Origin of the sequence: Geosporobacter ferrireducens (assembly GCF_001750685.1) — a bacterium.
GTDB classification, from domain to species: Bacteria; Bacillota; Clostridia; order Peptostreptococcales; family Thermotaleaceae; genus Geosporobacter; species Geosporobacter ferrireducens.
Window position 1 is genome coordinate 1053790 of the sequence record NZ_CP017269.1, and the last position, 25126, is coordinate 1078915.

Sequence of the window (25126 nt, forward strand, 5' to 3'; positions counted from 1 at the left end):
TTGTCTATACAAGCATTATGATATATTTTTTGCTTCTTGTCAAATCACTGCAATCTATCTCATTTTTAAATCTTAACCCTAACAGAATATATAAAATTACAAAAATCATCATTTCTTCCGACTTTGTTTCCTCAATGAAAAAAGAGAGCAGCCTCCTTTGAACACCTACTCTCTTTCTTCTCTACCGCTTCTATCTTTTTTTAATCTGTTAATGGTCTCTTGAATATCCCTTTTGCTTGGAATTGTCCCTGCCTCCAGTTCATAATAATTCTGCAATCCATGTATATGTAATCTATTTAATTTCATATGATCCCGTTCCATGAACATCACCTCCTCGTTAGTATGAGATGGGATAAATAAAATATTCGTATCTGCTAAGTCAGATCCTATAGATAATTTTAAAAAGGGATGGAAGATACTTTGTGATACGCCTATAAAGTATTCATCCATTCCCTTATTATAATTTTATTGTTGCTTGTATTGAGGTTCTTGCTGCTCAATATACTGTCTTCTTTTTTCCAGGGTTTTTACTGCACTCTCCATTGTTTGTGCTAACTGCTGAAACTCTTTTTTGGCTTGTTGGTCTTCTGTTTGTAGTGCAAATGTTTTTAGTGTAGCAGCTGCGCTTTCCACTCCTGCAATGGTTTGTTGGAGCTGTGTTCCGACTGTCATTTCAGCACATCCTTTTACTTTTAGTTTATTTTTAAAACAGATTTTAAAAAATCTACAGGTTTATTATTTGTCTTTTTTATTTATCTTATGTGATTTTTTCTCTAAATATCATTTGTAAAAATTTGTAACGGCCAATTTTTCCGTTCTTTTTAATTTTCCTTCTCTAAGCGCCTTTTATTATCCCTGCTTTATTATTGTTGAGATGGGAATTGTACTTTATAGCCTGTAAAAGTATCTACTACATCTGCAATCTCATTATTCATAGCCATATTCGCCTGATATTCTCCTAGATTAAATAGCTCATCAAAAAATCTTGTGTGTGTCTTTTGTATTTGATCCCTGTTACTAATAACAATCTGCCTTAAATCATCGTTAATCATTTCATTAATCCCGGTTTGATAGCTCACCAGATTATGCTTCTCCATCAATAATACATCATTTAATTCATCTCGTATATTAATACTCGGGTCTTTGACCTGAGGCAATTCATTGGAAACTGTTTTTCCTATTTTCTGCACGCCGGTTTTTGAAATTACAATCTGCTCTGTGTTCATTAGTGCACCTGCCCTCCCTGATTCATATTCATTGTATTGGTATTATTTTTTTCATTATTTAACTGATTGATATAATTCAACAGGCTCATATAGTTCTGTTGATGTACATTAACCGTATCCATAAATAACTGTTTTCTCTGGGGATTTGTCTCCTGCTGTGCATATTGGTAGCATTTTTTTGCACTTAGCAATTCCCATGACAGAAAATCTTTTACATAATTCAACTCTTTTGTGGCAATATTTTTCATGTTTACCCTCCTGTTTTTTACAATTAAAGTGTACCTTTGTCTACCTTGTCAAGATATGTAATCAAGCATATTTTCAAACTTATTTTGTCCGACTTCTCCCAGTTTATACAGACTTTTAAACCAATGTTCCTGTTTGCTTTCTATAAATTTTCTATAGTCCCCTTAACTGAATATGAATATAAAATGGTTATCAGAAGTTCAAAATCCCCTAGACTTCGCTTTCGTCCAGGGGATTCCTTAATTACTGCAATCCTGTATTTTTAAGATTTTTGGTTCCACTTTCCTGAATTTTCCGTCTTACATTTTGAACTTCTTGCTGTCCAACCGCAGTAGAACTACTAAGATTTGAAGTTCCTCCACCCATGATACCGGCTGTCATATTCCCCATTGTTTCTTGCCCGGTACTCATGCCGTTATTCATACTCTGCTTTGCATTCTGGATTTCTTGTTGATCTACAGCTTTTGAACTTTTTAAGCTAGGAGTGTTTTTCATATTCATATAGTTGAATCCTCCTATTTAAAAGTTTAGTAAGCTTTATGCCTACATAAAATATTATCTGCAGATATCTAAAAATTATAGATTGCAAATTATTCATCCTGTTACTTAATCTGCTATAGAAATTTTTAGCACAACTAAGTATCAATTAAATTAGATCATCTGGAAACCTTTAGAGATAGTCTTCTAATTTCTCTTCATCTGTTATGATAATCTTCTTTATACCTACTAATTTGAGAATTCCTTCTTCTTCAAATTTCTTTAGTTTTCTGCTCATGGTCTCTCTGGCAATTCCAGTATAATTAGACATCTCTTCTCTTGTCAGCGGAAGTTTTATTTCCGTCCCGTCAGAAAGCTTTCTTCCATATCGCTCTTTTAGATCCAGTAAAAGATAAGCAATCCGTGCTTCAACATCATTCGTTGCTAAATTTTGTACCAATGTTTCTACTTTTGCTAATCGTTCTCCTACTACTTCTAAAATCTTAAGTCCTATCTCCGGTTTTGCAAGGATCAGCTCCCGCATTTTTTCTTTCGTTAAAGTGCAAAGCTTTGTCGGCGCAATTGCTTCTGCATTAAAACTATATTTACCTGTTTTAAAAAGATTTAGTTCTCCAAAAAAATCTCCTTCTGACAATATGTGTAAAATTTGTTCCTTTCCATCCTTTGTATATTTATATATCTTTATCTTACCTTCATTCACAAGGTATAATGTTTTGGCTTCCGTATCTTCTAAGAATATAGTTTCTCCTTTATGATAATTTCTATGCCCTGTCATTTTTACAATCTCAAACAACTCTTCGTTGTTCAAAGCCGCAAATATTGAAACCTTGCTTGCACATAACTTCGTTTCACATCTTTCGCAACATGCCTTCATCGATCATACCCCTTTAAAAATCTGTATTGTGATATACTCCCACCACCTACGCTAATGCTTAGAGGTGGGGACTTCTTGCTATACTAGGTTAAATTTAAGCCTGGCTAAAAAGGTTTAATAATAGTATACCCACACCTATTTTGATAAAACAAAGCTTTATTTTTGATCGCTTCCAGATATTAACAAGTTGCAAATATATAACTGAGGATTCTAATTTATACCCAGACCAACGAGGCACCGATCCCTGCATTCCTGTTTTAGACTTGTGCAGGGATCAATTTATGTGATGCCCTGAAAATGAAGGAACAGACACAAGGCCTGCCCTATACCATAAAGTAGATGCTGTTTTAAAAATACAAATTTATGCTTTGAGATATCCTTACCCAATTAACAAATCTGCTATGGCACGTACAGAGGGATATAATACCTGCTCTTCTTGTCCCTCTGGAGAAAACTTAATTCGAATTGGAACCTGCAGGTTATCCATACCTGTGGCCTTAATAAGATAAGAACGGTCTATCGTCTTCATATTTGTATCCTTCAGATAATCTTGAATAACTTCTACAGCTTCTCCGCTCCACCCGTAGGAGCCAAAGGCCACTGCCAGCTTAGAAGATAAATCCATATGTTTTAATTCTTTTAATATAGGTTCCATCTTTCCTACCATATCTGCATATCTGGTTGAACTTCCGAAGAAAACTGCATCTGATTCTTTGATTACATCAATTACAGCCCCTAAGTCCGCATTGCCTACATTCATGATTCTTGTTTTTATGGATTTTTGTTCCATCACCGCTGCAATACCCTTTGCAATCTTGGTGGTATTACCTGTCATAGTACTAAACAGTATAGCTGCTTTCTTATTTTCTTTTGGTCTGCTCATCTCATCATAGGCATTGATATAGTTCCCCACATTGCGTCTTAAAATATACCCATGAGAAGGTGCTATCATTTGAATATCTAAATTTCTAATTTTTTTGATCATATCCTGTACATAGGGTCTATGAGGATGCATGATTAATTGATAATAAACATTGAAATCTTCTGTAATAGATTCCGTAGTTAGATCCTCGAATAATTCATATGTGGCAACATGGGAACTAAATTGATCGCATGGATATAATATCTTATCTTCTATGCAGTAGGTAACCATAGTCTCTTCTGTGTGTAAAAACGGCGTTTCAACGAATTGTAAAGTCTTTCCCCCTATATCTAATTTCATCCCATCATGAACAATAACAAATTCTCTGTTATGAAGCCTAAACATATTTTTTAGTTCCTCTGCACCTAAGGCCGTAGTGACAATTTTTGCATTTTTCGCTTTGCTCATGAGTGCGGGCAGCCCTCCTGCGTGATCCGGTTCTACGTGATTGATCACCACATATTCCAACTTCTCTAGATCCATCATACTGCTTAAATTTTCCACAAAAGTTTTTCCAAATTCTATATCTACCGTATCAATGAGTGTAGGCTTCTCTGTATCCAGCAAATATGCATTATATGTTGTTCCTTTTTCTAAAACCAATCTATGGAATGGAACCTTTCTATTGTCTACGTATCCTACCCAATATGCTTTTTCTGCTATTTCAACATGCTTTTTCATCTATATCTCCTCCTCGTTTCTTAAATGCTTTAATTTGTTAATTCCATTGTAAAAGGATTTTTAAATGAACACTGTGACTGCAGTCAAATATGCAGAAAAATTTATATGTTTTAATCTGTCGGCACTGTATCTTTTAGCGGCTTATTACACATATTTATAGTAGGCTTTCTAGCAAAAGCTTGATATAAATGCAAAAGGAGTGATAGGATGAAATTTCATAAAAAACATGAAGATATTTTCGTAAATATTATAACCCCTCCAGACGACGTAGAAGCTACTTCTGAAAAACCTGCAGGAAATGCAGGAAAAGATCCTTTCTGTGTTTATGCAGGTATGCGCCATGCGGTCGGATCCGTCATAAAAAATGAGGATGGTTCCGAAACCGTATGTACAGAAGATGGCTCATGGCAAAATACCTGATAAATTCTGCGACTTAAAAAGTTTATGCACCCATCCTCAAATATCAGATTTAAACATTATTTTTGTTTAAAAGCCCTGGACAGCTGAGTAGGCTGCCTAGGGCTTTTAAATACGACATCTTTATTTTTTCTCTGCTGAAAGTTCCCACAGATATAATGATGCAACAGAACCATAGGGAGAATACCGCTTCCTGTACCGCTCAAACTTTTCCTTTGGAAGCGTTTTAAGATTGTATAGATTCATCATGCCTCTACATATGGCTAAATCTTTGTAGCTCACTACATCCGGGCGCCCAAGTGAAAAAATGAGTATCATTTCGGCAGTCCAAACACCTACTCCATGAAGTGAAGAAAGCTTTTCTATGACCGCCTCGTCGGTCATAGTATGAAGTGTACTAAAATCCACCTTTCCAGATATAGCTGCTTCTGCGATTCCTTTTATATATCCAGCCTTTCGCTCAGACATGCCGCAATCTTTGATGTCAGCTAAATTCGTTTTACTAATCCGCTCCGGCGTTATGTCCCCCAGCAGCTCAGATAATCTGTTCCATACCGTTTCAGCAGCCTTGCTCGAGATCTGTTGTCCCACCACGCTTGAAACAAGTGCTGTAAAAGGATCAGGTGTAATCTCACGGGCTATCATGCCAATCTTATCCATAGCTGCACCCAGCTTCTTATCTTTTCGTTTTAAATACTCTATTTCTTTTTGTCCATATTGAAATATCCGCATTTTTTATCGTCTCCATCTTCAGCAATTTCTTTTCTCATTTAATGCCTCCACGATAACCTGTAAATAAGCCTTCACCCCATAACAGGCTGACACGGAATAAATATATACTAAGCTTTAAAAGTATTAACATATAAATTGGCTATCTGATTTAACATTTTTATACTTTCATCTAGGCTGCCGGTACTCTCTAAATAATGATTCGCCTCATCGATCAAAACCAATTGTACGTTACTATGTTGTTTCAACTGATCTATTTGTTCCTGTGTGAAAATTTCATCTCGCGTACCCACAATCACCATACTTTTTGAATTTACGATATGTTTAATTCCCTCTTTAGTAGGTGCCAAAAAAATATTTGTGATTTTTTCATATCCCAACCTTTCAGAAATGTTTCCAGCTACTTCCGTACCTATCCCTTTGCTTACGAAATAAATATTTTTATAACTTTTACTCATGCATTTGTTGATTACATCTAAGCTTGCGTCTGCTTCTAAAGCAATTGGATATTGTCCGGTATCTCTCCATGTTAACTTTCTCTTATAGCTTAAGCATAATACATCTTTTTCTTCTCTTACTGCTGCTTTTCTTGCATAATAGAGCAGCGGCTTATCGCAAGAATAATCTTCACCGGGAAAAATAACAACTAATGCATTTTCTTTATCCTGATGATAATAGAGTTTACTATAATTACTCCCAACTTTCTGAACCTTAACCACTACAAAAGAATTCCCGCTCATTTTACACCTCTTTCTTATTTTTTTCGCCCATAATCCCATTTTTCAAACACCTATTCTTCCAGCCCTTGTCCATCTCTTATTTTGATTTTAATATAAACCATAGGATACAAAAATATCATGTTTGCTCCTATCGCTTATTTGCCAGCGTCCCATGTCTAGATTAAAACATGGCAACTTGTCGATAAAAACATTATAGCATTTTATGGCATTATTTTACATATCAAAACCTTTAAAATCAAATACTTATATTTATTATTTTGAAGTATGCAGATTTGAAGTATAAGTCTAATTCATATATACTTAATCTAAGAAATCCATACTACAAGCAGGTGAAATAATGAAAAATTTACGGCAAAAGTTCTCCATTATCTATCTTTGTCTCGTAATAATGATTGCTATTTTAGGAATAGTTTCTGTATTAAACTTTTATAATCTTAGCAAAACAATTGACGGTCTAATGACTGATAACTATGAAAGCTTAAAAATTATAAATAATATGATTGAAGCTCTCGAAAGACAAGACAGCGCTATACTAACCTATACCAGCGGAAACCGGGAACTTGGTTTAAATGATTTCAATGCAAATATTGATAAATTCCTGATGTGGTATTACAAAGAACAAAATAATATTACAGAAGCAGGGGAACGGGAACTGGTAGATCAAATAAAAGAGCATTATATGAAATATATTAACGCATTTCATCAGCTCTCAGAACTCTCTGATGAAAAAAATCAGACCTATATAATGGAATATTATACGACTGTCATTCATCCAATTTTCTTACTGTTAAAAGACGATCTACAGACGTTATGGGATATAAATGAAACTGCTATGTTTCGTGGAAAAGCTAGGACAACTGAAAATGCCCAGACCTCTACCTATTTAATTCTGTTTACCTCTGTGATCGCCGCTGTAGGTGGTTTTTTTACATCAAGATTCTTCGCCAACAAATTCACTAGACCTGTTGAGCATTTAACGAAATCTATGAAAGAAGTTCAAGCTGGAAATCTCGATACGCGAATTGATGTTGTATCCGATGATGAAATTGGACAGTTATCTGCAGAGTTTAATAAAATGACAGAAAAGCTTCTGCTATTTGAACGAAGTACACTAGGAGAAGTAATGATGGAAAAGAGCAAATCATTGGCTATTATAAAGAGTATAGCTGATCCGCTGATGGTTTTAGACAATGACTACAGAATTCTAGTTGTTAACAAAGCATTTGAAAGTGTCTTTCAGGCAAAAGAAACCCAGGTGCATAAAAAACATTTTCTTGAAATCGTAAGAATGAGTGAATTGTATGACTATATCTCATCTATATTATCTGAAAGCAATACTCAGCATAAGGAAAATATTTTTTATCTGGAGTTTGGAAAAGAGCATTACTACTTTAATATCATCGTCAATAAAGTTAAGGATATCGAATCTAAGATGAATGGCATTGTCGTTCTTTTTCAAAATGTGACTGAATTAAAAGAGCTGGAAAAAATGAAAACTAATTTCATATCTACAATTTCTCATGAATTTAAAACACCGCTAACGTCGATCATGATGGGCACAAGCTTGTTAACAGACTGTACCTTAGGTAAACTAAATACTGCACAAAAAAATGTTCTATCGTCTATGGAGGAGGACGGCCAAAGATTAGCCAACTTAGTAGATGACTTATTGTATCTGTCAAAACTTGAATCTGCGAGATTTGTCTACGATATGCTGCCTGCTGAAATTGATAGCATTATTAAAAGTACAATCAAACCCTTTTATATACAAGCAGCAAATAAAAAGATAGATCTGCAGTATTCAGTTGAGCAGAAATTACCTAAAGTGTGCGTTGATCAAGAAAAAATTACATGGGTCCTCAATAACTTGATAGGAAATGCTATTAAGTATACAAAAGCAAATGATATAATTTCTATACAGGTTTATAAGCAGAATGATAAAGTATATATTTCTGTAAAAGATACTGGAATTGGTATTCCTGAGGAATATTTGGATAGGATTTTTGAGCAATTTGTACAGGTTGAAAACTCAGATCTCGAGATAAGGGGAACTGGTCTCGGTTTATCCATTGCAAAGGAAATTGTAACTGCGCATGGTGGAGAAATCTGGTGCGAAAGCATGCTTGATGCAGGCAGTTGTTTTACTTTTACACTCCCTGTCTATCGCGTAAATACCTAAATAAAAACTTAAATGAATGATCAATGTGGGGTGATCTTCCAATGAAAAAAGTCCTTGTAGCCGATGATACAAAAAATATAAGATGCTTGCTAGCTACCTGCCTTGAGCATGAAGGTTTTGTTGTTATCAGTGTAGAAAATGGGTCGGAGGCTCTAGAAGCCTTTCAAACAGATGTTTTTGATCTAGCATTTTTGGATATTAAAATGCCTAAAATCAGCGGTACAGAAGTACTACGCCAGATAAGGGAACTTGGAATTCAAACACCAGTTATTATCATAACTGCCTTCGCAACAATCAAAAATGCTGTTGAGTGTACACAAATGGGAGCTGTTGCGTATTTGCAAAAACCTTTTACAACGAACCGGATCAAACAAGTCTTAACAGAAATCACAGAAATGCAAAATCAGAATACTTCTGTCGAAAACCTGCTAGCATTATGTAATGAAAAAATTGCCCTTCGTGATTTTGAAGGTGCTCTAGCTATCTTGAAGAAAGCACTTTCCTTAGATCCTTCCAATGGACAAATTTATGCCTTGTTATCGCAAACCTATGGTCTTCTAGGAAACACTGCCGATGCCAAGAAATTTGCGGATATTCATAAAGTGTTTGAAGGACGGGACTAGTCCTATCTATCCCTATGAATTTATAAAGAAACGAAAAATTCCTATAGCTTCATATAGGAATTTTTTTGCAATACCACTATGCTTTCTTTTCTATTTTCTGTATATCATCATTATTGCCTACTACCACCAGGATATCATCATCGCAGATAATATCTTGAGCACTTGGTGAAATATTGATTTTTGACTTGCTTTTAATTGCCATTATATTTACACCAAATTTATCTCTCACATTTATAGTTTGAAGACTTTTTCCAATCCATCCCTTTAACGGTGTTATTTCAACAATACTATAATCCGGTGCAAGCTCAATGTAGTCTAGGATATTCGAGGAAACAAGATTGTGCGCCACCCTTACCCCCATCTCCCTTTCCGGGAGCACAACCCGGTCTGCTCCGGTTTTATAAAGGATTTTTGCATGAAGCTCGTTTTGTGCCTTGGCCAATACATAGTCCACACCTAACTCTTTTACCAATAAGGTAATCAAAATAGAAGATTGTATATCTGAGCCAATGGTAATTACTGCCACATCGAAATTCCTTACACCAAGAGACTTTAATGCCGCTTCATCTGTAGCATCCAATTGTACTGCATGGGTAACGGAATCTGCTAATTCCTGTATCACATCCTCATCTCGATCAACTGCCAGTACATCATGACCCAGTCCATAAAGCGCTCTAGCTACACTGGAGCCAAACCTTCCACAGCCGATTACTACAAATTGTTTCATTGTATTCCCCCTTAATCGTAAGTGCTCGTTATAGATTTTCGTTTCCTGGCTTAACCATTGTGTTAGCTTATTTTAGGTTTTCGCTTTGTAATAATTCTTATATCCTTGATTATTTTCAAACCTGCAAAGAACACTACTAAAAATTCCAGCCTCCCCAGCATCATTCCGGCAATTTGTGCCCACAATACCATACCCGGCAGATCTGGCGCCGTAATCCCTACAGAAAGGCCGACTGTACCTAAAGTCGAGGCATACTCAAACATCGAATCCTGCAAGGAGTATCCATGAGCAAGCATTACAAGCACACCTGCAGCATAGGTAATCATGTACAGCATGGCAAAGTTACATATCTCTAAAGCATGATTTGGAGACACATAATACTTCCCTTCCGGACGAATCACATAGTTTTGTCTGACCACATTTTGGGGTAGCAGGTATCCTTTGATGTTCCATACAAGGGATTTTAACATAATATATACTCTATACTGCTTGAGTCCGCCAGCTGTAGAACCCGCACCTCCACCGATAATCATGATCGTAATCATGATAAATATTGCAAAGCTGTCCCAATCACCATATCCTACTGTCGAATATCCTGTTGTAGTCAAGGCAGATGTTAACTCAAAAATAGCTACACGAATCCCTTTTCCTGCAGCACCATATAATTTCAAAAGAGAAAAATATACCGTAAATGGTATAGCAACCGCCAAAGCAAGAAACATAAAACGTATCTCACCAATTTGAAAAAATCTTTTTACTTCACCCTTTAAGAGTAAATAATGGGCAGCAAAGTTTGTTGTTCCGAAAAACATTAAAATAATTGTAATGAGTTCAATAGGCAAGCTTTCATAGGCACCAATGCTATCAGGATTTGTTGAAAAGCCGCCTGTAGATACAGCCGAAATCGAATGATTAACTGCATCAAACCACGGCATACCCGCTAAGATATATAGAATCACTCCCGAGGTAATATATCCTATATAAATAATCATAATTAACTTTGTAGATCTTGCTACATTGGGCAGTAATTTGTCTGATCTCCCCTCTGCATGATACAAGCCTAATCCATGGGGACCAATAATAGCAGACAACATGATGACGGCAAGACCTGCCCCGCCAATAAACTGCATCAGACTTCTCCAAAGCAAAAATATGTGGGAAGTCTCTGTAACATCAACCACCGAAAGTCCCGTAGTCGTTAATCCACTGACAGCTTCAAACATAGCCTGGGTAAAATTCAACTTTCCGGAGAGTATAAAAGGCATGGAGGAGAATATGGCAGCACTAACCCAAGCCATGAGAACAATCACACCGCCCTCATGCAGAGTCAGTGTGGCCTCTTCCCCGTATTTCATAACCCTTCTCATACCATAGCCTAGCACGATTGCAATCAGAGAGGGAACCACAAAGTACCTGACCTCATGTATTTCTGTTCTATAAATAGGCAGAAGCAGCAACGGTATCAATAAAGCTAGTCCTATCCCTATAATAATCGTTCCTACATAGCCAATGATCAACTGGTATCTGTCTTTTAGCTGTTCGATGTATAACACCTTAATCTGTCCTTCCTCTTATTGTTTTTAGTACATCCGACTGCACCATCGGAAGACATAGAATAATGAGCTTATCGTCTTCTTCAACAACCGTATCTCCCCTTGGGATCACAGCCTGCTCCCTTCTGATAATACAGCCTATGGTCACATCTCTCGGAAACTCGATTTCCTTAAGTCTCTTTCCAACCGTCGGAAAATCCGGGCTTACTTCAATCTCCATTGCGGTAACCTTTCCCTCTTCAATCGGGAACAGGTTCGTAATATCATCTACAGAGATCTTTTGTTCAATGAAGGAAGAAATAATATCTGCCGTGCTGATTACATTATTTACTCCCAGCTTTCTGAATATATCAATATTTTTAGGATCATTTACCATAGCAAAGGTCTTTTTAACCTTAAACATTTTTTCTGCAATCTGGCAGATTACCAGATTATTCGGATCTTCCGTCGTCAAGGCAATCACCATATCCGCATAGGCTACTCCTGCATCTTCTAAAATATAGGGCTTTGTTCCATCTCCATGAACGATGTTTGCCTGATGCATGCGTGCAAGCTTCTTGCAGTATTCTGCATCATGATTAATGATGGTAACACTATATCCCTTGGAAACAAAGGATTTCGTTAGGAAGTGCACCTGCTTTCCTCCGCCTACGATTACAATATTCATTTCAGGTCCTCCGTTTCCTCTCCAATAATATTATTCCTCAATGCTTCTGCCGAAAGAATTGTGGGGCAAAGGGTTTCAATGTCCAGCTGTTCATATATCTGCTGTCTTGAAGGCTCAAATAAACGAGCAATCACTTTTGGCACATGATAGATTGTCTTAGCAATCTGAGCAATCATAACATTGGTATTGTCATCATCAGTAGTGGCAACGACAACATCGGCCTTATCGATTTTAGCGCGGAGCAGTGAATCGATTTCAATGGCGTCCGCTTCAAGAGTAAAGCCGCTAAAATCATTGGATAGACGGTGAAAAGCATATTCATTCTTATCGATGACTACAACACTTTTTCTAGCCTTTGAAAGCAGTCTAGCCAGATGAGAGCCTAATCTGCCGCAGCCCACAATAATGATATATTCGTCCCGCTCCTGCTTAGTTGTCATTTTTGTCATCTCCTAGCTCCATACCTCTTTGTGTATACTTCCATTGAGCAGTTCTCTCCAGGTTCTTGGATGCAGGTTCATAGGATGGGTCTAATGCTAAGGCAGCACGATAGTGCATCTGTGCTTTCTGTATTTCCTTTCCGTATTCAGCCAATATACCTAATAAGTTATGCGGCTCCGGAGCGTCTACTTCCATGGCTATCGCTTTTTTTAAGAATCCTTCTGCTTTGCCATACGAACCTTCAATAATGCATTTTTTGGCAAAGCCGATGATATCCTTAAAAGACTCTAACTTGTCTTCCTTCAAAGTCTGCCTGTCTAAAACTTCCTTTACAATATTTCTGATTTCTTCTGGTGTAAAGGGTTTGCTGATAAAGTCGATCGCTCCTAGCTTCATAGCTTCAACAGCTCTTTCAATCGTTCCATAGGCCGTCATCATGATGACATCTACACGGCTGCCCTTTTCTCTCATCTTTTCCAGTACCTGCATTCCTGTGAGTCCAGGCATCTTGATATCTAATAACACAAGATCATAATCTGCGGACATAAGCTTCTGCAGTGCTTCTTCCCCATTTACAGCAATGTCTATTTTACAAACTTGATCTCTCAAACAGTGCGTTAAGGTCATTCTGATATTTTTTTCATCATCAACCACTAAAATTTTTTTATCCATATTTATATAGCCTCCTTTAAATACTTATCTAATATTTTTTTTATTTGATCTGGAGTAAAAGGCTTCGTAATGTAATCACTGCCTCCTACCGCTAAAGCTTTTTCAATATCTTCTCTTTGCGTCTTGGCGCTCATAAAAATGATGGGAATATTTTTCGTTGAAACTTGATCTTTTAATGCTTCGCAGACCAAATATCCGCTCATTTTTGGAAGTACAATATCCAAAAAAATCAAGTCCGGCATGTAATCTTGCGCGATATCTATTGCCTCAATGCCATTGATTGCCACTTGTGTTTCATAACCACTTTTTTGCAGATACATTTTAAGGGTTAGAATTATATTTTTCTCATCATCTACGATCAATATCTTTTTCATGTTCGATCCCCTTTACCCTTATCTCCCTAAATTCAAAGTGAAATAAAAAATACTGCCTTCATCTGGCTGACTCTTAACCCATATTTCTCCACCGTGGGCATGGATAATTTCTTTGCTAATAGCTAAACCCAAACCGGTTCCGCCGGGTGTCTCTCCATTATCATCTTTCACCTGGATAAATTTCTCAAATATCTTCTGTTGATAATCCTCTGGAATGCCCTTCCCATTATCAGAAACAGATATTAACATCTTATTGGCCGTTTCCCGGGCGGATATTTCAATTTTTCCGGTTCCGTCTGCAGGGGTGTATTTAAGCGCATTTCCAATAAGATTGGTTAAGACTAAGGAAATCTTATTATAATCAGCTTTGACCGTTGAAAGCTCCTCTCTTATATTGATCTGAATATCAATTTTTTTATCTTTTGCAATCATATGGAATGGCTTTACTGCACTCTCTGCCATATCTTTTATATGATGTACTTCCATATCCATCTGTATTTTTCCAGATTCTATTCTCGATAGATCCAGCAAATCACTCACCAGATTTTTTAGTCGTTCACTGTCTTCTTGAATCACTTCCAGCAGTTCTTTTTGATCTCTATTAATGGAACCGGGAGTCTCATCAAGCAATAGACCTACCCCCATTCCAATGGATGTTAATGGTGTTCGGAATTCATGGGATACAGTAGAGACAAAATCTGATTTAATTTGATCGACCTCCTTCAGTTTCGTTACATCTTGAAGCAACGTTACAACCCCTATATTCTCCCCATCTCTCGTGCGGATAGGCGTTACATTCATTCGATAATGCTTTTTTTCATTTTCATGATTAATTGTTATATCTGTATATTTTTTAAAATTATCCATATTGTCTTTACTTTTAACTTTATCGATAATATTAAAAACAGCCTCCCTTTTAATTACTTCAAGAAAATGCTTATTGAGTACTTCCTTTTCCCGTATTCCCAATGCTGTTTCCGCAGCTCTGTTTACCAATAGCAGCTTGTGTTCATCATTGGTAACAATAATCCCATCACTGATGCTTTCAACAATTGCTTCAGCCTTTTGTTTTTCATCCATTAGCTTTTTTACATTTAATTGATCAAAGGATTGCAGTTTTTTTGCCATTACATTAAATTCTTGAGCAAGTTCAGCGATTTCATCCCTTCCATTAATATCAAGCTGCTGCTTATAATCTCCCTCCGCAATTTTTCTTGTTTTTTCAATAAGATCATATACCGGATTTACAATCTTATTGGTTAAATAAATGGCTATTCCTAAACCAATTAGTATCGTAACGGATGAAACGATTATAGTATAGAAAGAAGCATTGGTTGAAATACTGTGGGCTGTATCTTTTCGTAAAATCATTCCCTCCTGGTTTAAATTTTGAAGATATCTACAGGCATCCTTGGTCTCTTCAAAGAGGGGCAGAATCTCGTTATAGTAATATTCTCTTGCTTCACCGGCTCCTTTGTTCGTTTGCATATCTACTAACATTGCAAATTCATCAATATATTTCGTATATAGTCTGTGGATCTGATCCAAGTTCGCCTTCTCTCCAGGCTCAGTAATATTATCCTCTGCCCGGGATAACCACTTCAAAAATTCAATCTCATTCTCCCTAAAATTCTGGGTTGCAACTTGATCTGAAGAAAACATATATGCCAATTCAGCACTATCCTGCCGTTCTAAGGCCACAATCATATTTTGAGCCGCAACAATACTCCTGTAATTCGACTGCATAATATTCTCTATCGAATTACTCAAACGGTTAAAGGTTGTTATTGACCAAATGCTGCTAACAGCTAAAACCATAAATACAAGAATAAAAGCACCAATGATTTTAAACTTTATTCCTTTTTTCATAATGTCACCTTCGAATATCCTCATTTTTAATTATTATGCTTAACAATGTATTCAACTATTATATTTAGTAATAATAAAAAACCATAGAGATCTATGGTTCCAAATAACGCCACTAGGTCTCCTCTTTCAACGCCTACGAGGTTAGCTGACGGGCTCGGATTGAAAGAGTTATCCTATCCTTTCGGAATTCGCCCCATGATTTGGTTCCCCCGCTTCCATATGGAACTAAGCGTATCATGTTAGATTATAGTCCTATGACGTGTAATGGTCAAATACAGTCCTTTAGCGTATATTTAATCATCCAATATGTTGGATTCGATTCAACGAAATTACGTATCGATTCCTTCATAATTTTCTCTCGATCTCGTTAATTCGATAGGTATCATTGCTTGAATTATTTGTTCATATTTATCTTAAAATTTATATATCCTTAGAATAAAGTACTCCACAATAAAAATCTTCATTTTATGAAATATTTTTTGTAGTTATTCATAAATATAGATCAATAGGAGGTGTTTTTTTGTACAGATCATTTGATTTATTAGATGAGATTAGTATTCTTAGAAATGCAATGTACATATTAATTGAAGAATCTCATTGGAATTTACAGGATCCCAATGTACAATCCATCGGTCGATTAATTAACTCTGCCATCTATGCATACACACAATCATGCTATAAAGGGTACCTGCGATAACCTTATAATACTTACAGAATAACAAAGAATGTACAAATATGCCTAAAGTCGCAATCCTGATTTGCCCTATGTTAATAATAAAAATAAAAATCCAAAGGAAGTCATCTTCTCTTTTGGACTTTTATTTTGAATAGGTTTTGCTTTATCTAGGCTTACTAATAAACATTTGCGTATAGATATATCCGTATTTCCCACTCGGTCTTACGCCAATCCCTATATGGGTAAAATTCGGACTAAGAATATTTTGCCTGTGACCGCTTGAATTCATCAACGCATTGTGCGCTTTTTCTACCGTAGCATTTCCTGCTAGATTTTCTCCTGCATGCAAATAACTAATTCCGAATTTTTTTAACATATCAAAAGGACTTCCATAGGTTGGTGAATTGTGGCTAAAGTAGTTATTATCCACCATATCCTGCGACTTGATTCCTGCTACTTTTGCAACTTCTAAATCTACGGTTAGAGCTGCCAGCCCATTCTTTGCTCTTTCCCGGTTTACTAAGTCTACCATCTGTTGTTCTTGCGTACTCAGTCTCTGAGTGGCAGGTGCCTGCTGCGTTTGCGGCTGTTGGCCTTGTTGCGTTTGTGGTGTCTGTTGGGCTTCTTGCTGCGGTATCCTTTGCTGCTGTGCTTCATTGGGCTGCTGTGCAACTTGCGGTTGCTGTACCGGCTGATTTCCCAGGTTATCTCCTTCCTTTATGATAGGAGTCGCCTTTGTTGCATCTATAGCGCCTACTTCATTGTTATTCATTTGAATAATATACCAGTCGCCCACTTGATCCAGTACATTTACTTCTTGATTTTGACGAAGGGTTCCAATTGTCCGAAATCCTTCTCCTGTACCTGCCTTAACATCTACGGTACTGTCCGTAATTCTACAGTTTCTCACCCTTTCCATTTGTGTAATTGATGATTCATTAGTCTCTAGATCCTGCTGGGGTGTAGCCGCTCTTTCTTGTTGTCCTTCTTGCGGTCTTTGTTGGGGTCTCTGTTGGGGAGCACATGCTGTAAATATTAGCATGACTGCAACAAATATTATTAGCATTTTTTTCATTTTCATCACCTCATTAATATTATTTCCGACCCGTGAAAATTAATAATTTTTTAGGATAATGTAAGATTTAGCAAATAAGTAAAGTAATGATAAATAAAAAAACCTTCTCCATATGAACACATTTTTAACTTTCTCATATTATGAATTGATATTAAAAATGTGTGGGGTGATAAATAGATGTTTCCATATTACACGCCTAGGCCTTTCCCTTATAACGCCTATTATTCCGACATGCGGCCTGCAACATATCCCTACTATCCAATGACAAATAATATATATTACCCAAACAACTACAGCAATAAATTCCTGCTGCCTCCCTCAAAAACTGTGGCAAATAATACCGATCTCTCGGAATATTATTTATCAGTAGGAAAATTAGATACAGCGTACAATGTCAACAAATCTATCACGCTCCGGGAACTGAATCAAGTAACTGATGCTTTTCATAAATTGATAGAAACAAATACGCAGGAAGCGCTGAATGTGGTAAATGATGAAGATATATCCTTTTCTGCTTTATTTAAACTTCGTGACCACATTAGAGAGTTGGCTCTATTTGAAGGTCTAAACCTTCGTAACAAAATAGCCCTCATCTTGACCGATGATATATTGTCACGCAAAATGGAAAATCACTCTATTGATTTCTCCTCCTGTGATGATATCCACGCTGTTCATTCTGCACTCAAATGGATTGTAGAAACAGGATCTGTACATGATGGCTTACACAGCGATCATGATGCAGTAATAGATATCGCAGCAGTATTTCTAATAGAACTCTTCCATGAAAAGACGATTCTTTCTACAGTAGCAGACATGATTTTCGAAAGAAATAGAAGTGGCCGCCTAAACCATGATTTAGTCTGGGCATTCTTTGAAGCCCGTGATCCTCAGAGCTTGGTTTTAATAGCGAATCGTCTAAAGTCAGGTCATAAAAAAGATGCAGAATTTGCCCGCAAACTTTTAGGTTTTGTGCCGGGATTGCATAAAAGTAATCATATAGATGCAGAACAACAGTATTCCTACATTGTTAACTGGCTCCATGATAATAGTCCCTTTCTACACTATACAGGCGAAAGTATGCAACAGCGCAATAGCCCTATCCCCTATGTTATCGTTCTAGAAGCCAAATACTTATGTAAAACACTTTATAGAGATAAAAACAGCGTTCTGGAGTCCTTAACAAATAAAGATTACCAACTTCTAGATGCATTTAATAAGCTGGATATGAACCATAAGGTTTTACTCTCAGACTTCTCATTTTCACTTCATCAAATGAACCTTTCCTCGTGGAAAATGTGGCTCCAATATCCTATTGCTGAGCAAATAAAAATAGCTAAAGCTAGAACAGGAGGGGGACTATGACCATATATGCAGGTAATACTACCCTTCCAAACGATTTTGTCAATCAGTATCCAACCAATAGTGTAGAAAGAAAAGTCATTGAAATACTATCTTCCAGCAATCAAGTTTACCGGTACCAATCTTTAGATCACTTTAAATTTGAACTAGAGCTACGGGCAAATGTGGTGAGTGCTTCTAGGGAACTCTTTTATAGCGGCCTTTCTTTTCGTACTTTTCGTAGATCCGTGTGTAATCCAGCTTATTGGAACCGCGATGAAGACGGCGGCTTTTCAACAAAAGAAGGAGTTCCTCCATCGGAAGCCATTCGAGATATTTTCAGAAACGGATCCAGATATGGAACCGAATGTGCTACGGCAATTGTCATTGTTTACTTTAAAGCCGTTCTAAATGTATTTCCTGATGAAATCTTTAATAGACTATTCCCTAGAATAAACTTGATGAATTGGCAGAACTTAGATAACAATCTTGGTATTAGCTATTTTAGAAACCCTATAGATTACTTGCCCGGCGACTGTAGATATGTTAGAAATCCAGATGTAAACCCTTCGACTCCTGAATGGCAAGGAGAAAATGCAATTGATTTGGGTAACGGATTTTATTATGGCCATGGGATTGGCATAAAGACAATAGATGGAATCATTGCCGCTTTAAATCAAAATAGAAGACCGGGCGCTACCGAATCTGCATATTTGATGAATTCTGTTAATCGTTTAGACTTTGTGCGTCTCGCTTCTCTGTATAATCGTTTTGTTTCTGTATAACAAAAAGAGAAACTGTTCAATAAAGAACAGTTTCTTCGCTATTTTTATATTATTTGCTAGTTTCAACAATCTTTTTAAACTCTTCCATAGTTACTGCAGGACTAATACTAAATCTTTTAAGCTCATAAGGTGCATCTCCAGATTTTACATATCCTGGTTTTGTATTAAAAGCCATGCTGTATCCCAGCTGCTTGAGTATACCGATCGTCGTCCGGTTATATTGGCCATATGGATAGGCAAAATACGTTGTGTTCAATAGCTGTCTATTTAGTGCTAAATCTTTTTCTATAATTTCTTTTGGCTGGCTTACAAGAAAACTGATGTTTTTATTATTAAGGTGATGCAGTCCATGGGTATGAGCAGGAAATTCAAAGCAATCTTCACTCTTCTCCATCTCAATCCAGCTCATATAGTTTAATTTGTCAGGATTAAAGTGCTGGGGAGAACTAGGAATCACCTCTGTGATCATAAATATGGCTGCGGTATAGCCATACTGCTTTAAAATTGGGTAGGCGTAGAGATAATTGCTTAGGTATCCATCATCAAAGGTAATCACAACACTTTTCTTAGGCAGTCTAATATGTCCTTTTACAAAGCTTTCTAATTGTCCTAAGGTTATCGTTTTATACCCATTGTCATAAAGCATCTTCATTTGCTCCTCAAACCTCTCCACAGACAATACGGCGGAGTTATTAAGAAACTGTTTATTTTCTTCATTCTTTAACAAATGATGATATACCAGCACAGGAACCTTTTGAGCATACTCCATGCCTTCCAGGTGTTGAATAAATTTCTTCTCCATCGCCAATTTATATACAAGGGTAAGTGCCTGTTCCCGTGTTGTATTTCCCTTTGGGTCAATCCTCAAATTTCCGGTTCCTTTCATAATATCTTTTTTGTAAAGGTAGACAATGGCTGGCCTTGCCCAGTATGCGATTTCCTGGTTGTCCTCAAAAATCAAATCATCATTTATATCAAAATCATCATTAGGCGCCAAGATCTTTAACGTATTATAAAGCAATACTGCAATCTCTTGTCTCGTAATTGTACCCCTCGGATTATACTTGCCTTCACCAATGCCCTTTACCAATCCTAACTCATAAGCTTGGCCAATCTCTCGCCGATAACTGCTGGAGGCAATATCATGGAAAGGTTCTTCTTTCGGCTGCTTTAAAGGTTTACAAGTGGATTTTTGATATAGATTTACAGTCAGTAACGCAAATTCTTCCCTTGAAATATTTTGTCTGAGATTTCCCATGATTCTTTGATCCGCAACCCCATTTTGCTCCATGCCATCCACGGCAGCGCGGGCCCAACTGCTGGCAGTCCGCTGTGCATAGCTTTGGCTTCCAACAATTGCAATTAATACAAAAAAAATAAGACTTAACACAGAAATCCGTTTCATTCCCCTTGTTAATAAGTTCATAGCGGTTACCCCTTAGCCCTTTTCTATTATTAGATAATTATAGAATAGCATATAGGATATTTTATACGCTATAGACACTATTTGACATTTTCGTTACAATTGTATTACATAGATTCATTATAGAAAAAATCAGCTCTGCAGGAAGATATCCTGCAGAGCTGATTTTTTTGTCTTATTTGAGTGCTATGAATTTTTCTATGTCCGCTTCTAATAATCGTAAGGATGCCAGCCAAAAATCTTTACTTCGCACATCCACGTCCACTATGCGACCTACCGCTGCAATGCTATTTTTCCCTGTTACCGCTAATAATTTATCATAAATTTCTACAAATTCACTGCCCATTTCCAGATATTTTGCATAAAGTCCCTTTGCAAATAATAGGCCAAAGGCATAGGGAAAATTGTAGAAATTGTATTCTGCACTATAGTAGTGAGGTTTAACAACCCACATATACGGATGAAGCCATTGATGATCCAATCCCTGCCCATAGGCCAGCCTCTGCGCTTCAAGCATCATCTCTTTTAGTTCCCGTACGGAGAGAGAGCCTGATTCTCTTTTGTAGAAAAGCTCACTTTCAAACAAATACCGGCTGTATATATCCACGATTACCTGTCCTGCTCCTGATAAACTGCTTTCCAATATAGAGAAAGATTCTTCTTTAGAAGCCTGCTTTAAGGCAGCATCTTTTATGATGGTTTCACAGAAGATAGAGGCAGTTTCCGCGATGGGCATTGGGTAGTCGCTGTTTAAATGGGTTTCCTCTTTTAAGCATTCCCCATGGTATCCATGACCCAGTTCATGGGCTAGTGTCATAACATCATTAAAGCTTCCTGTAAAGTTTGCTAGAATTCTGCTCTCCTTGATGCTGTGAAGATTTGCACAAAAAGCCCCTCCTCGCTTTCCTTCTCTCGGTTCCGCATCAATCCATTGCCTTTCAAATGCCTTTTCTGCATAGTCTGATAATCTGTTGCTAAAGCTTTTAAAGTTATTCACAATAAAGGCTCTTGCTTCTTCATAGCTAAAACGCATATTCACTTCTCCCATAGGAGCAAATAGATCGTAAAAGGGCAGCCCCTTTCCATGGCCTAACAATTCTGCCTTTTTCTGATAGTAGCGATGAAAGGACGGAAGTTTTTCCTGTATGGCCGCAAGCATTGCCTCTAAGGTTTCTTGCTCCATTCTCGAATCTAAGAGAGTTTTCTTTAAAGGAGAAGCATATCCACGGATTTTACTTAACGTAATGACTTCACCTTTAATTCCGTTCAGGCAAGCAGCAGAAGAAACCTCAATTTTTTCATAAGCTTTTAATTCTGCATCATAAGCGTTTCTTCTTATAGCCGGGTCACCCTCATAAGCCATGTTTCTCACCACTGGCAACGGCAATTGCTTCGTTTCTCCATCTTTCTCAATATCTACTAACAGGGTGGAGGTTAATAGTTCCTGCAGCTTAGTCCATGCACCGGACCCTGTATTTTTCATTTTTGCAATCAGCAGCTCCTCCTGCTCACTTAATAAATATTGACTTTTTTCACACAATTCCTGAAGATAATATTCATGTTCTTTTAGAAATTTTGAGGCCGAAATCAATTCTTCTAAGTTTTCTAATGCTGCTAACCACTTCTGAAACAGAACCTGGGGCTTTGTTAGCTCCGTTAAATCATTTTCCAGCTGTTCTACCACTTGCATTGCTGTTTCATTCTTTGCCTCTACGCTTAGTGTCAATTCAGCAAAGTTGTAAATTCTAGTAAACTGCTGAAGAAATTCATTTTCCATATGCAAAAAAGTTTCCATCTTCTTTTGTGAATTTTCATCATTACATAGATGCTTTTCTGTCCATTCCTTCATTTTATCAATCATTTCTCTGCAGCTTTTTAAATCTTCTTTAAAATTCTCACCACTAAAGCTTGGATATAGCGCATCCAAATTCCATCTCATAAGCTTCAAACCTCCTAAAATCAATCTAGCATTTTGTTTGAAATTTCTTACTTCACAAGCCTAACCTCTATTATATATTATGCTCTTTAAAATACCAAATATTTCTATGGTAATTTTATTTATAAAAATAAGCAAATCCTGTTGTCTCTCAACAACAGGATTTATTTATTGAACAGCCGCCTCTGTAATGATTAATTTTCTCTGCCCTGCATCCAATAAAGCATTTACGCCTATAGGAACTGTTATTTTTGGGGTGCAGTGGCCGATCTTAAAATTCAGTACAGTAGGTTTTTGATAAGGCAAGAGGATCTCTTCAAAAACCTCTATGAGACTCAAACTCTCTAATGGGTTTTTAGGCTCACAATCATTCCAATCTCCAAGGATGATGCCTGCAGCATCCTCAAATTTACCTGCCAACGCTAATTGTGTCAGCATTCTGTCAACCCGGTAAGGTTCTTCTCCAATATCTTCTAAAAATAATATTTTTCCTTTTGTATTAATCTCATAGGGCGTTCCCATCGTTGCTGCAATCAGCGCAAGATTTCCCCCAATTAGCTGTCCCTCTGCTTTACCTTCCTTTAGACATTGGACTACTTCGCCATGAGGGTTTTGTATATCTCCCATGGGTTCCGGCTGCATCACTGCCTTTAGTAGAGAGTTCTTAGAAAAATCATCAATTCCATCGGCTAGATCCGATGAGGCCATAGGTCCATGAAAAGTAATCAGTTCACATTTTTGCTGGATAGCAGTATGGATTGTTGTAATATCACTATAGCCTATAAATACCTTGGGATTATTACGAATCATATTATAATCCAGTAGATTTAAAATTTTAGGAGTACCATAGCCTCCTCTCAAACACATAATGCCATCGACAGCTGGATCCATAAACATTTGATTTAGGTCTTCTGCTCTGCTCTTATCACTTCCAGATAAATATCCCCGGGCAGCATAGCAGCTTTTTCCCATTTTCACCTTAAACCCTAGGACTTCCAGCTGCTCTTGAGCTAGTTTTACCCTTTCCTTCGGCGTAGGACTAGCTGGTGCAACTACACCAATGGTATCTCCAAATTTTAACGCCTTTCCTCTTACCATCTCTGTTTTCCCCCTATACACTAAATCATTGAGGGCCATATGACAGCCCTCAATGATATTCTATGGTATTATCGTTTCCTATGCGCCAAACATTAGCCTCGTAACAATTACTGCTGTAATGAGTCCTACTCCATCGGCTATTAAGCCCGCAGGCAGGGCATGCCTTGTCTTTTTGATCGCTACAGCTCCAAAATAAACTGCCAATACATAGAAGGTTGTTTCTGTTGAACCCATCATGATCGATGCCATACGTCCAATTAATGAATCTGGGCCGTGATTCGTTATTAAATCACTCATAATTCCAGTTGCACCTCCGCCTGATAAAGGTCTCATCAATGCCATCGGCAACACTTCGGCAGGCATACCGATTAGGTTTGTAATAGGACTCAAAATACTTGTTACAACATCCATTGCTCCTGACGCTCTAAACACTCCGATAGCTACCAACATAGCTACCAAATAAGGTATGATTCTAACGGCTGTTTCAAACCCTTCTTTTGCACCATCCGTAAAGGATTCATAAACTTTAACTTTTTTAACAAATGCATATGTAGGTATTGCCAGTAATATAAACGGTATTGCATATGTTGAAATTCCTGAAATAATTTCCATAAACATAATCTTTCCCCCTATTCCTTTACAGCTTCTTCAAATTGCTCTGGTTTGATCTGAAATGCTGGCAGTTTTTGCAAAAGCTTAACTGCTATTATCGCAGCTGCTGTTGATGCCACTGTTGCAACAATGGTTGGTCCAATGATTTCAGCGGCATTTGCAGATTCTGCGGAAGCTCTTAATGCAATTACAGATGCTGGAATAAGCGTTACAGAAGAAGTATTGATAGCTAAGAAAGTACACATTGCATTTGTAGCTGTATCCTTATTAGGATTTAGCTTTTGTAGTTCCTGCATCGCTTTTAATCCCAATGGCGTAGCAGCATTTCCCAGCCCCAGTACATTTGCCGCCATGTTCATAATCATTGCTCCCATAGCAGGATGATCGGAAGGAACGTCTGGAAATAAAGGCACCATTATAAATCGGAGTGCCTTCGCAACAGATTTAATAATACCGGATTCTTCAGCTATTTTCATGATTCCAAGCCATAAGGCCATAACACCTATAAGTCCTAAAGATAAGTCTACTCCTGTTTTTGCACTATTGATTGCTGCTTCAGTCACTGCATCCATGTTTCCATTGATTGCCCCAACAATAATTCCCGTCGCCAATAATAAAAACCAAATAACATTAATCATAGCAGTTTCATCCCCCTTTTCTTCTTCTTAAAAAATTCTTGATTTAGTTTTGTTTTTTGAAAATGCCACCTCCTGCAGCTTATAAGCTATATGAAGTTTTATATTTG

At 37.1% G+C, this 25126-nt stretch carries 28 protein-coding genes and 1 riboswitch; of the genes, 6 read left to right on the plus strand and 22 right to left on the minus strand.

Translation table 11 applies throughout. The features are described from left to right. Positions 1 to 165: 165 nt before the first annotated feature. From Gferi_RS27975 to Gferi_RS05365, 7 genes are all read right to left on the minus strand, one after another. Positions 166 to 321 (minus strand): hypothetical protein, encoded by a 156-nt coding sequence (locus Gferi_RS27975; protein WP_156782327.1) that lies wholly within the window; start codon positions 319 to 321, stop codon positions 166 to 168. Positions 322 to 465: 144 nt separating this feature from the next. Beyond that, complete coding sequence (locus Gferi_RS05340; RefSeq protein ID WP_069974598.1) at positions 466 to 672, minus strand: DUF1657 domain-containing protein; 207 nt, start codon at positions 670 to 672, stop codon at positions 466 to 468. 191 nt (positions 673 to 863) lie between these two features. Further along, the gene (locus Gferi_RS05345; protein ID WP_069974599.1) at positions 864 to 1226 is read right to left on the minus strand and encodes a spore coat protein; all 363 of its coding nucleotides are present in this window, start codon (positions 1224 to 1226) and stop codon (positions 864 to 866) included. Beyond that, complete coding sequence (locus tag Gferi_RS05350) at positions 1226 to 1474, minus strand: hypothetical protein (protein ID WP_069974600.1); 249 nt, start codon at positions 1472 to 1474, stop codon at positions 1226 to 1228. The genes Gferi_RS05345 and Gferi_RS05350 overlap by 1 nt, the downstream gene beginning before the upstream one ends. 241 nt (positions 1475 to 1715) lie before the next feature. After that, positions 1716 to 1973, minus strand: coding sequence for a hypothetical protein (locus tag Gferi_RS05355; RefSeq protein ID WP_069974601.1), 258 nt, complete (start codon positions 1971 to 1973; stop codon positions 1716 to 1718). Between the two features lie 169 nt (positions 1974 to 2142). Beyond that, positions 2143 to 2844 (minus strand): Crp/Fnr family transcriptional regulator, encoded by a 702-nt coding sequence (locus Gferi_RS05360; protein WP_069974602.1) that lies wholly within the window; start codon positions 2842 to 2844, stop codon positions 2143 to 2145. 379 nt (positions 2845 to 3223) lie between these two features. After that, complete coding sequence (locus tag Gferi_RS05365) at positions 3224 to 4447, minus strand: FprA family A-type flavoprotein (protein ID WP_069974603.1); 1224 nt, start codon at positions 4445 to 4447, stop codon at positions 3224 to 3226. A gap of 207 nt (positions 4448 to 4654) precedes the next feature. Here Gferi_RS05365 and Gferi_RS05370 point away from each other — a divergent pair, with 207 nt between their 5' ends. Continuing rightward, complete coding sequence (locus tag Gferi_RS05370) at positions 4655 to 4867, plus strand: hypothetical protein (protein ID WP_069974604.1); 213 nt, start codon at positions 4655 to 4657, stop codon at positions 4865 to 4867. 120 nt (positions 4868 to 4987) lie between these two features. On the opposite strand, the gene Gferi_RS05375 is transcribed toward Gferi_RS05370, so the two are convergent. Further along, the gene (locus Gferi_RS05375) at positions 4988 to 5596 is read right to left on the minus strand and encodes a DNA-3-methyladenine glycosylase family protein (protein ID WP_069974605.1); all 609 of its coding nucleotides are present in this window, start codon (positions 5594 to 5596) and stop codon (positions 4988 to 4990) included. 107 nt (positions 5597 to 5703) lie between these two features. After that, complete coding sequence (locus Gferi_RS05380; RefSeq protein ID WP_069981312.1) at positions 5704 to 6333, minus strand: hypothetical protein; 630 nt, start codon at positions 6331 to 6333, stop codon at positions 5704 to 5706. 337 nt (positions 6334 to 6670) lie between these two features. On the opposite strand from Gferi_RS05380, the gene Gferi_RS05385 reads away from it, so the two are divergent. Continuing rightward, entirely contained in the window at positions 6671 to 8512 is a 1842-nt protein-coding gene (locus tag Gferi_RS05385) for an ATP-binding protein (RefSeq protein WP_083273393.1), read from the plus strand. A 41-nt stretch (positions 8513 to 8553) separates the two neighbouring features. After that, the gene (locus Gferi_RS05390; protein WP_069974607.1) at positions 8554 to 9135 is read left to right on the plus strand and encodes a response regulator; all 582 of its coding nucleotides are present in this window, start codon (positions 8554 to 8556) and stop codon (positions 9133 to 9135) included. Between the two features lie 76 nt (positions 9136 to 9211). On the opposite strand, the gene Gferi_RS05395 is transcribed toward Gferi_RS05390, so the two are convergent. The 7 genes from Gferi_RS05395 to Gferi_RS05425 all read right to left on the minus strand — a co-directional run bounded on the left by Gferi_RS05395 (position 9212) and on the right by Gferi_RS05425 (position 15438). Then, complete coding sequence (locus Gferi_RS05395) at positions 9212 to 9862, minus strand: potassium channel family protein (protein ID WP_069974608.1); 651 nt, start codon at positions 9860 to 9862, stop codon at positions 9212 to 9214. Positions 9863 to 9924: 62 nt separating this feature from the next. Next, on the minus strand, positions 9925 to 11415 hold the full coding sequence (locus tag Gferi_RS05400; protein WP_069974609.1) for a TrkH family potassium uptake protein: 1491 nt from the start codon (positions 11413 to 11415) through the stop codon (positions 9925 to 9927). A 1-nt stretch (position 11416) separates the two neighbouring features. Next, positions 11417 to 12082, minus strand: a complete 666-nt coding sequence (locus Gferi_RS05405; protein ID WP_069974610.1) for a potassium channel family protein — start codon at positions 12080 to 12082, stop codon at positions 11417 to 11419. Beyond that, on the minus strand, positions 12079 to 12522 hold the full coding sequence (locus Gferi_RS05410; protein WP_069974611.1) for a potassium channel family protein: 444 nt from the start codon (positions 12520 to 12522) through the stop codon (positions 12079 to 12081). The genes Gferi_RS05405 and Gferi_RS05410 overlap by 4 nt, the downstream gene beginning before the upstream one ends. Then, positions 12512 to 13195, minus strand: a complete 684-nt coding sequence (locus Gferi_RS05415; RefSeq protein WP_069974612.1) for a sigma-54-dependent transcriptional regulator — start codon at positions 13193 to 13195, stop codon at positions 12512 to 12514. Before Gferi_RS05415 ends, Gferi_RS05410 begins: the two co-directional genes overlap by 11 nt. 2 nt (positions 13196 to 13197) lie before the next feature. After that, on the minus strand, positions 13198 to 13569 hold the full coding sequence (locus Gferi_RS05420; protein ID WP_069974613.1) for a response regulator: 372 nt from the start codon (positions 13567 to 13569) through the stop codon (positions 13198 to 13200). 18 nt (positions 13570 to 13587) lie between these two features. Beyond that, complete coding sequence (locus Gferi_RS05425; protein ID WP_069974614.1) at positions 13588 to 15438, minus strand: ATP-binding protein; 1851 nt, start codon at positions 15436 to 15438, stop codon at positions 13588 to 13590. Between the two features lie 116 nt (positions 15439 to 15554). After that, positions 15555 to 15680: riboswitch (cyclic di-AMP (ydaO/yuaA leader) on the minus strand. Between the two features lie 278 nt (positions 15681 to 15958). Here Gferi_RS05425 and Gferi_RS27980 point away from each other — a divergent pair. Continuing rightward, on the plus strand, positions 15959 to 16135 hold the full coding sequence (locus Gferi_RS27980) for a hypothetical protein (protein ID WP_156782328.1): 177 nt from the start codon (positions 15959 to 15961) through the stop codon (positions 16133 to 16135). Positions 16136 to 16277: 142 nt separating this feature from the next. Here Gferi_RS27980 and Gferi_RS05430 read toward each other — a convergent pair whose 3' ends face one another. Then, on the minus strand, positions 16278 to 17189 hold the full coding sequence (locus Gferi_RS05430) for a CAP domain-containing protein (protein WP_083273395.1): 912 nt from the start codon (positions 17187 to 17189) through the stop codon (positions 16278 to 16280). 177 nt (positions 17190 to 17366) lie between these two features. Between Gferi_RS05430 and Gferi_RS05435 the strand changes: the two genes are divergently transcribed. Together Gferi_RS05435 and Gferi_RS05440 are read left to right on the plus strand one after the other, a co-directional pair. Beyond that, the gene (locus Gferi_RS05435) at positions 17367 to 18551 is read left to right on the plus strand and encodes a hypothetical protein (RefSeq protein WP_083273396.1); all 1185 of its coding nucleotides are present in this window, start codon (positions 17367 to 17369) and stop codon (positions 18549 to 18551) included. Beyond that, positions 18548 to 19312, plus strand: coding sequence for a protein-glutamine gamma-glutamyltransferase (locus Gferi_RS05440; protein WP_069974616.1), 765 nt, complete (start codon positions 18548 to 18550; stop codon positions 19310 to 19312). The genes Gferi_RS05435 and Gferi_RS05440 overlap by 4 nt, the downstream gene beginning before the upstream one ends. Positions 19313 to 19361: 49 nt before the next feature. On the opposite strand, the gene Gferi_RS05445 is transcribed toward Gferi_RS05440, so the two are convergent. The 5 genes from Gferi_RS05445 to Gferi_RS05465 form a co-directional block, all read right to left on the minus strand. Continuing rightward, entirely contained in the window at positions 19362 to 20738 is a 1377-nt protein-coding gene (locus Gferi_RS05445; RefSeq protein WP_069974617.1) for a polysaccharide deacetylase family protein, read from the minus strand. A 172-nt stretch (positions 20739 to 20910) separates the two neighbouring features. Further along, positions 20911 to 22674, minus strand: coding sequence for a M3 family oligoendopeptidase (locus Gferi_RS05450; RefSeq protein ID WP_069974618.1), 1764 nt, complete (start codon positions 22672 to 22674; stop codon positions 20911 to 20913). Between the two features lie 165 nt (positions 22675 to 22839). Next, positions 22840 to 23769, minus strand: coding sequence for a S66 peptidase family protein (locus tag Gferi_RS05455; RefSeq protein ID WP_069974619.1), 930 nt, complete (start codon positions 23767 to 23769; stop codon positions 22840 to 22842). 78 nt (positions 23770 to 23847) lie between these two features. Continuing rightward, entirely contained in the window at positions 23848 to 24387 is a 540-nt protein-coding gene (locus Gferi_RS05460) for a spore maturation protein (RefSeq protein ID WP_069974620.1), read from the minus strand. 11 nt (positions 24388 to 24398) lie between these two features. Further along, positions 24399 to 25019 carry a nucleoside recognition domain-containing protein gene (locus Gferi_RS05465; RefSeq protein WP_069974621.1) on the minus strand — a complete coding sequence of 207 codons (621 nt, stop codon included), beginning with the start codon at positions 25017 to 25019 and terminating at the stop codon, positions 24399 to 24401. Positions 25020 to 25126 lie beyond the last annotated feature (107 nt).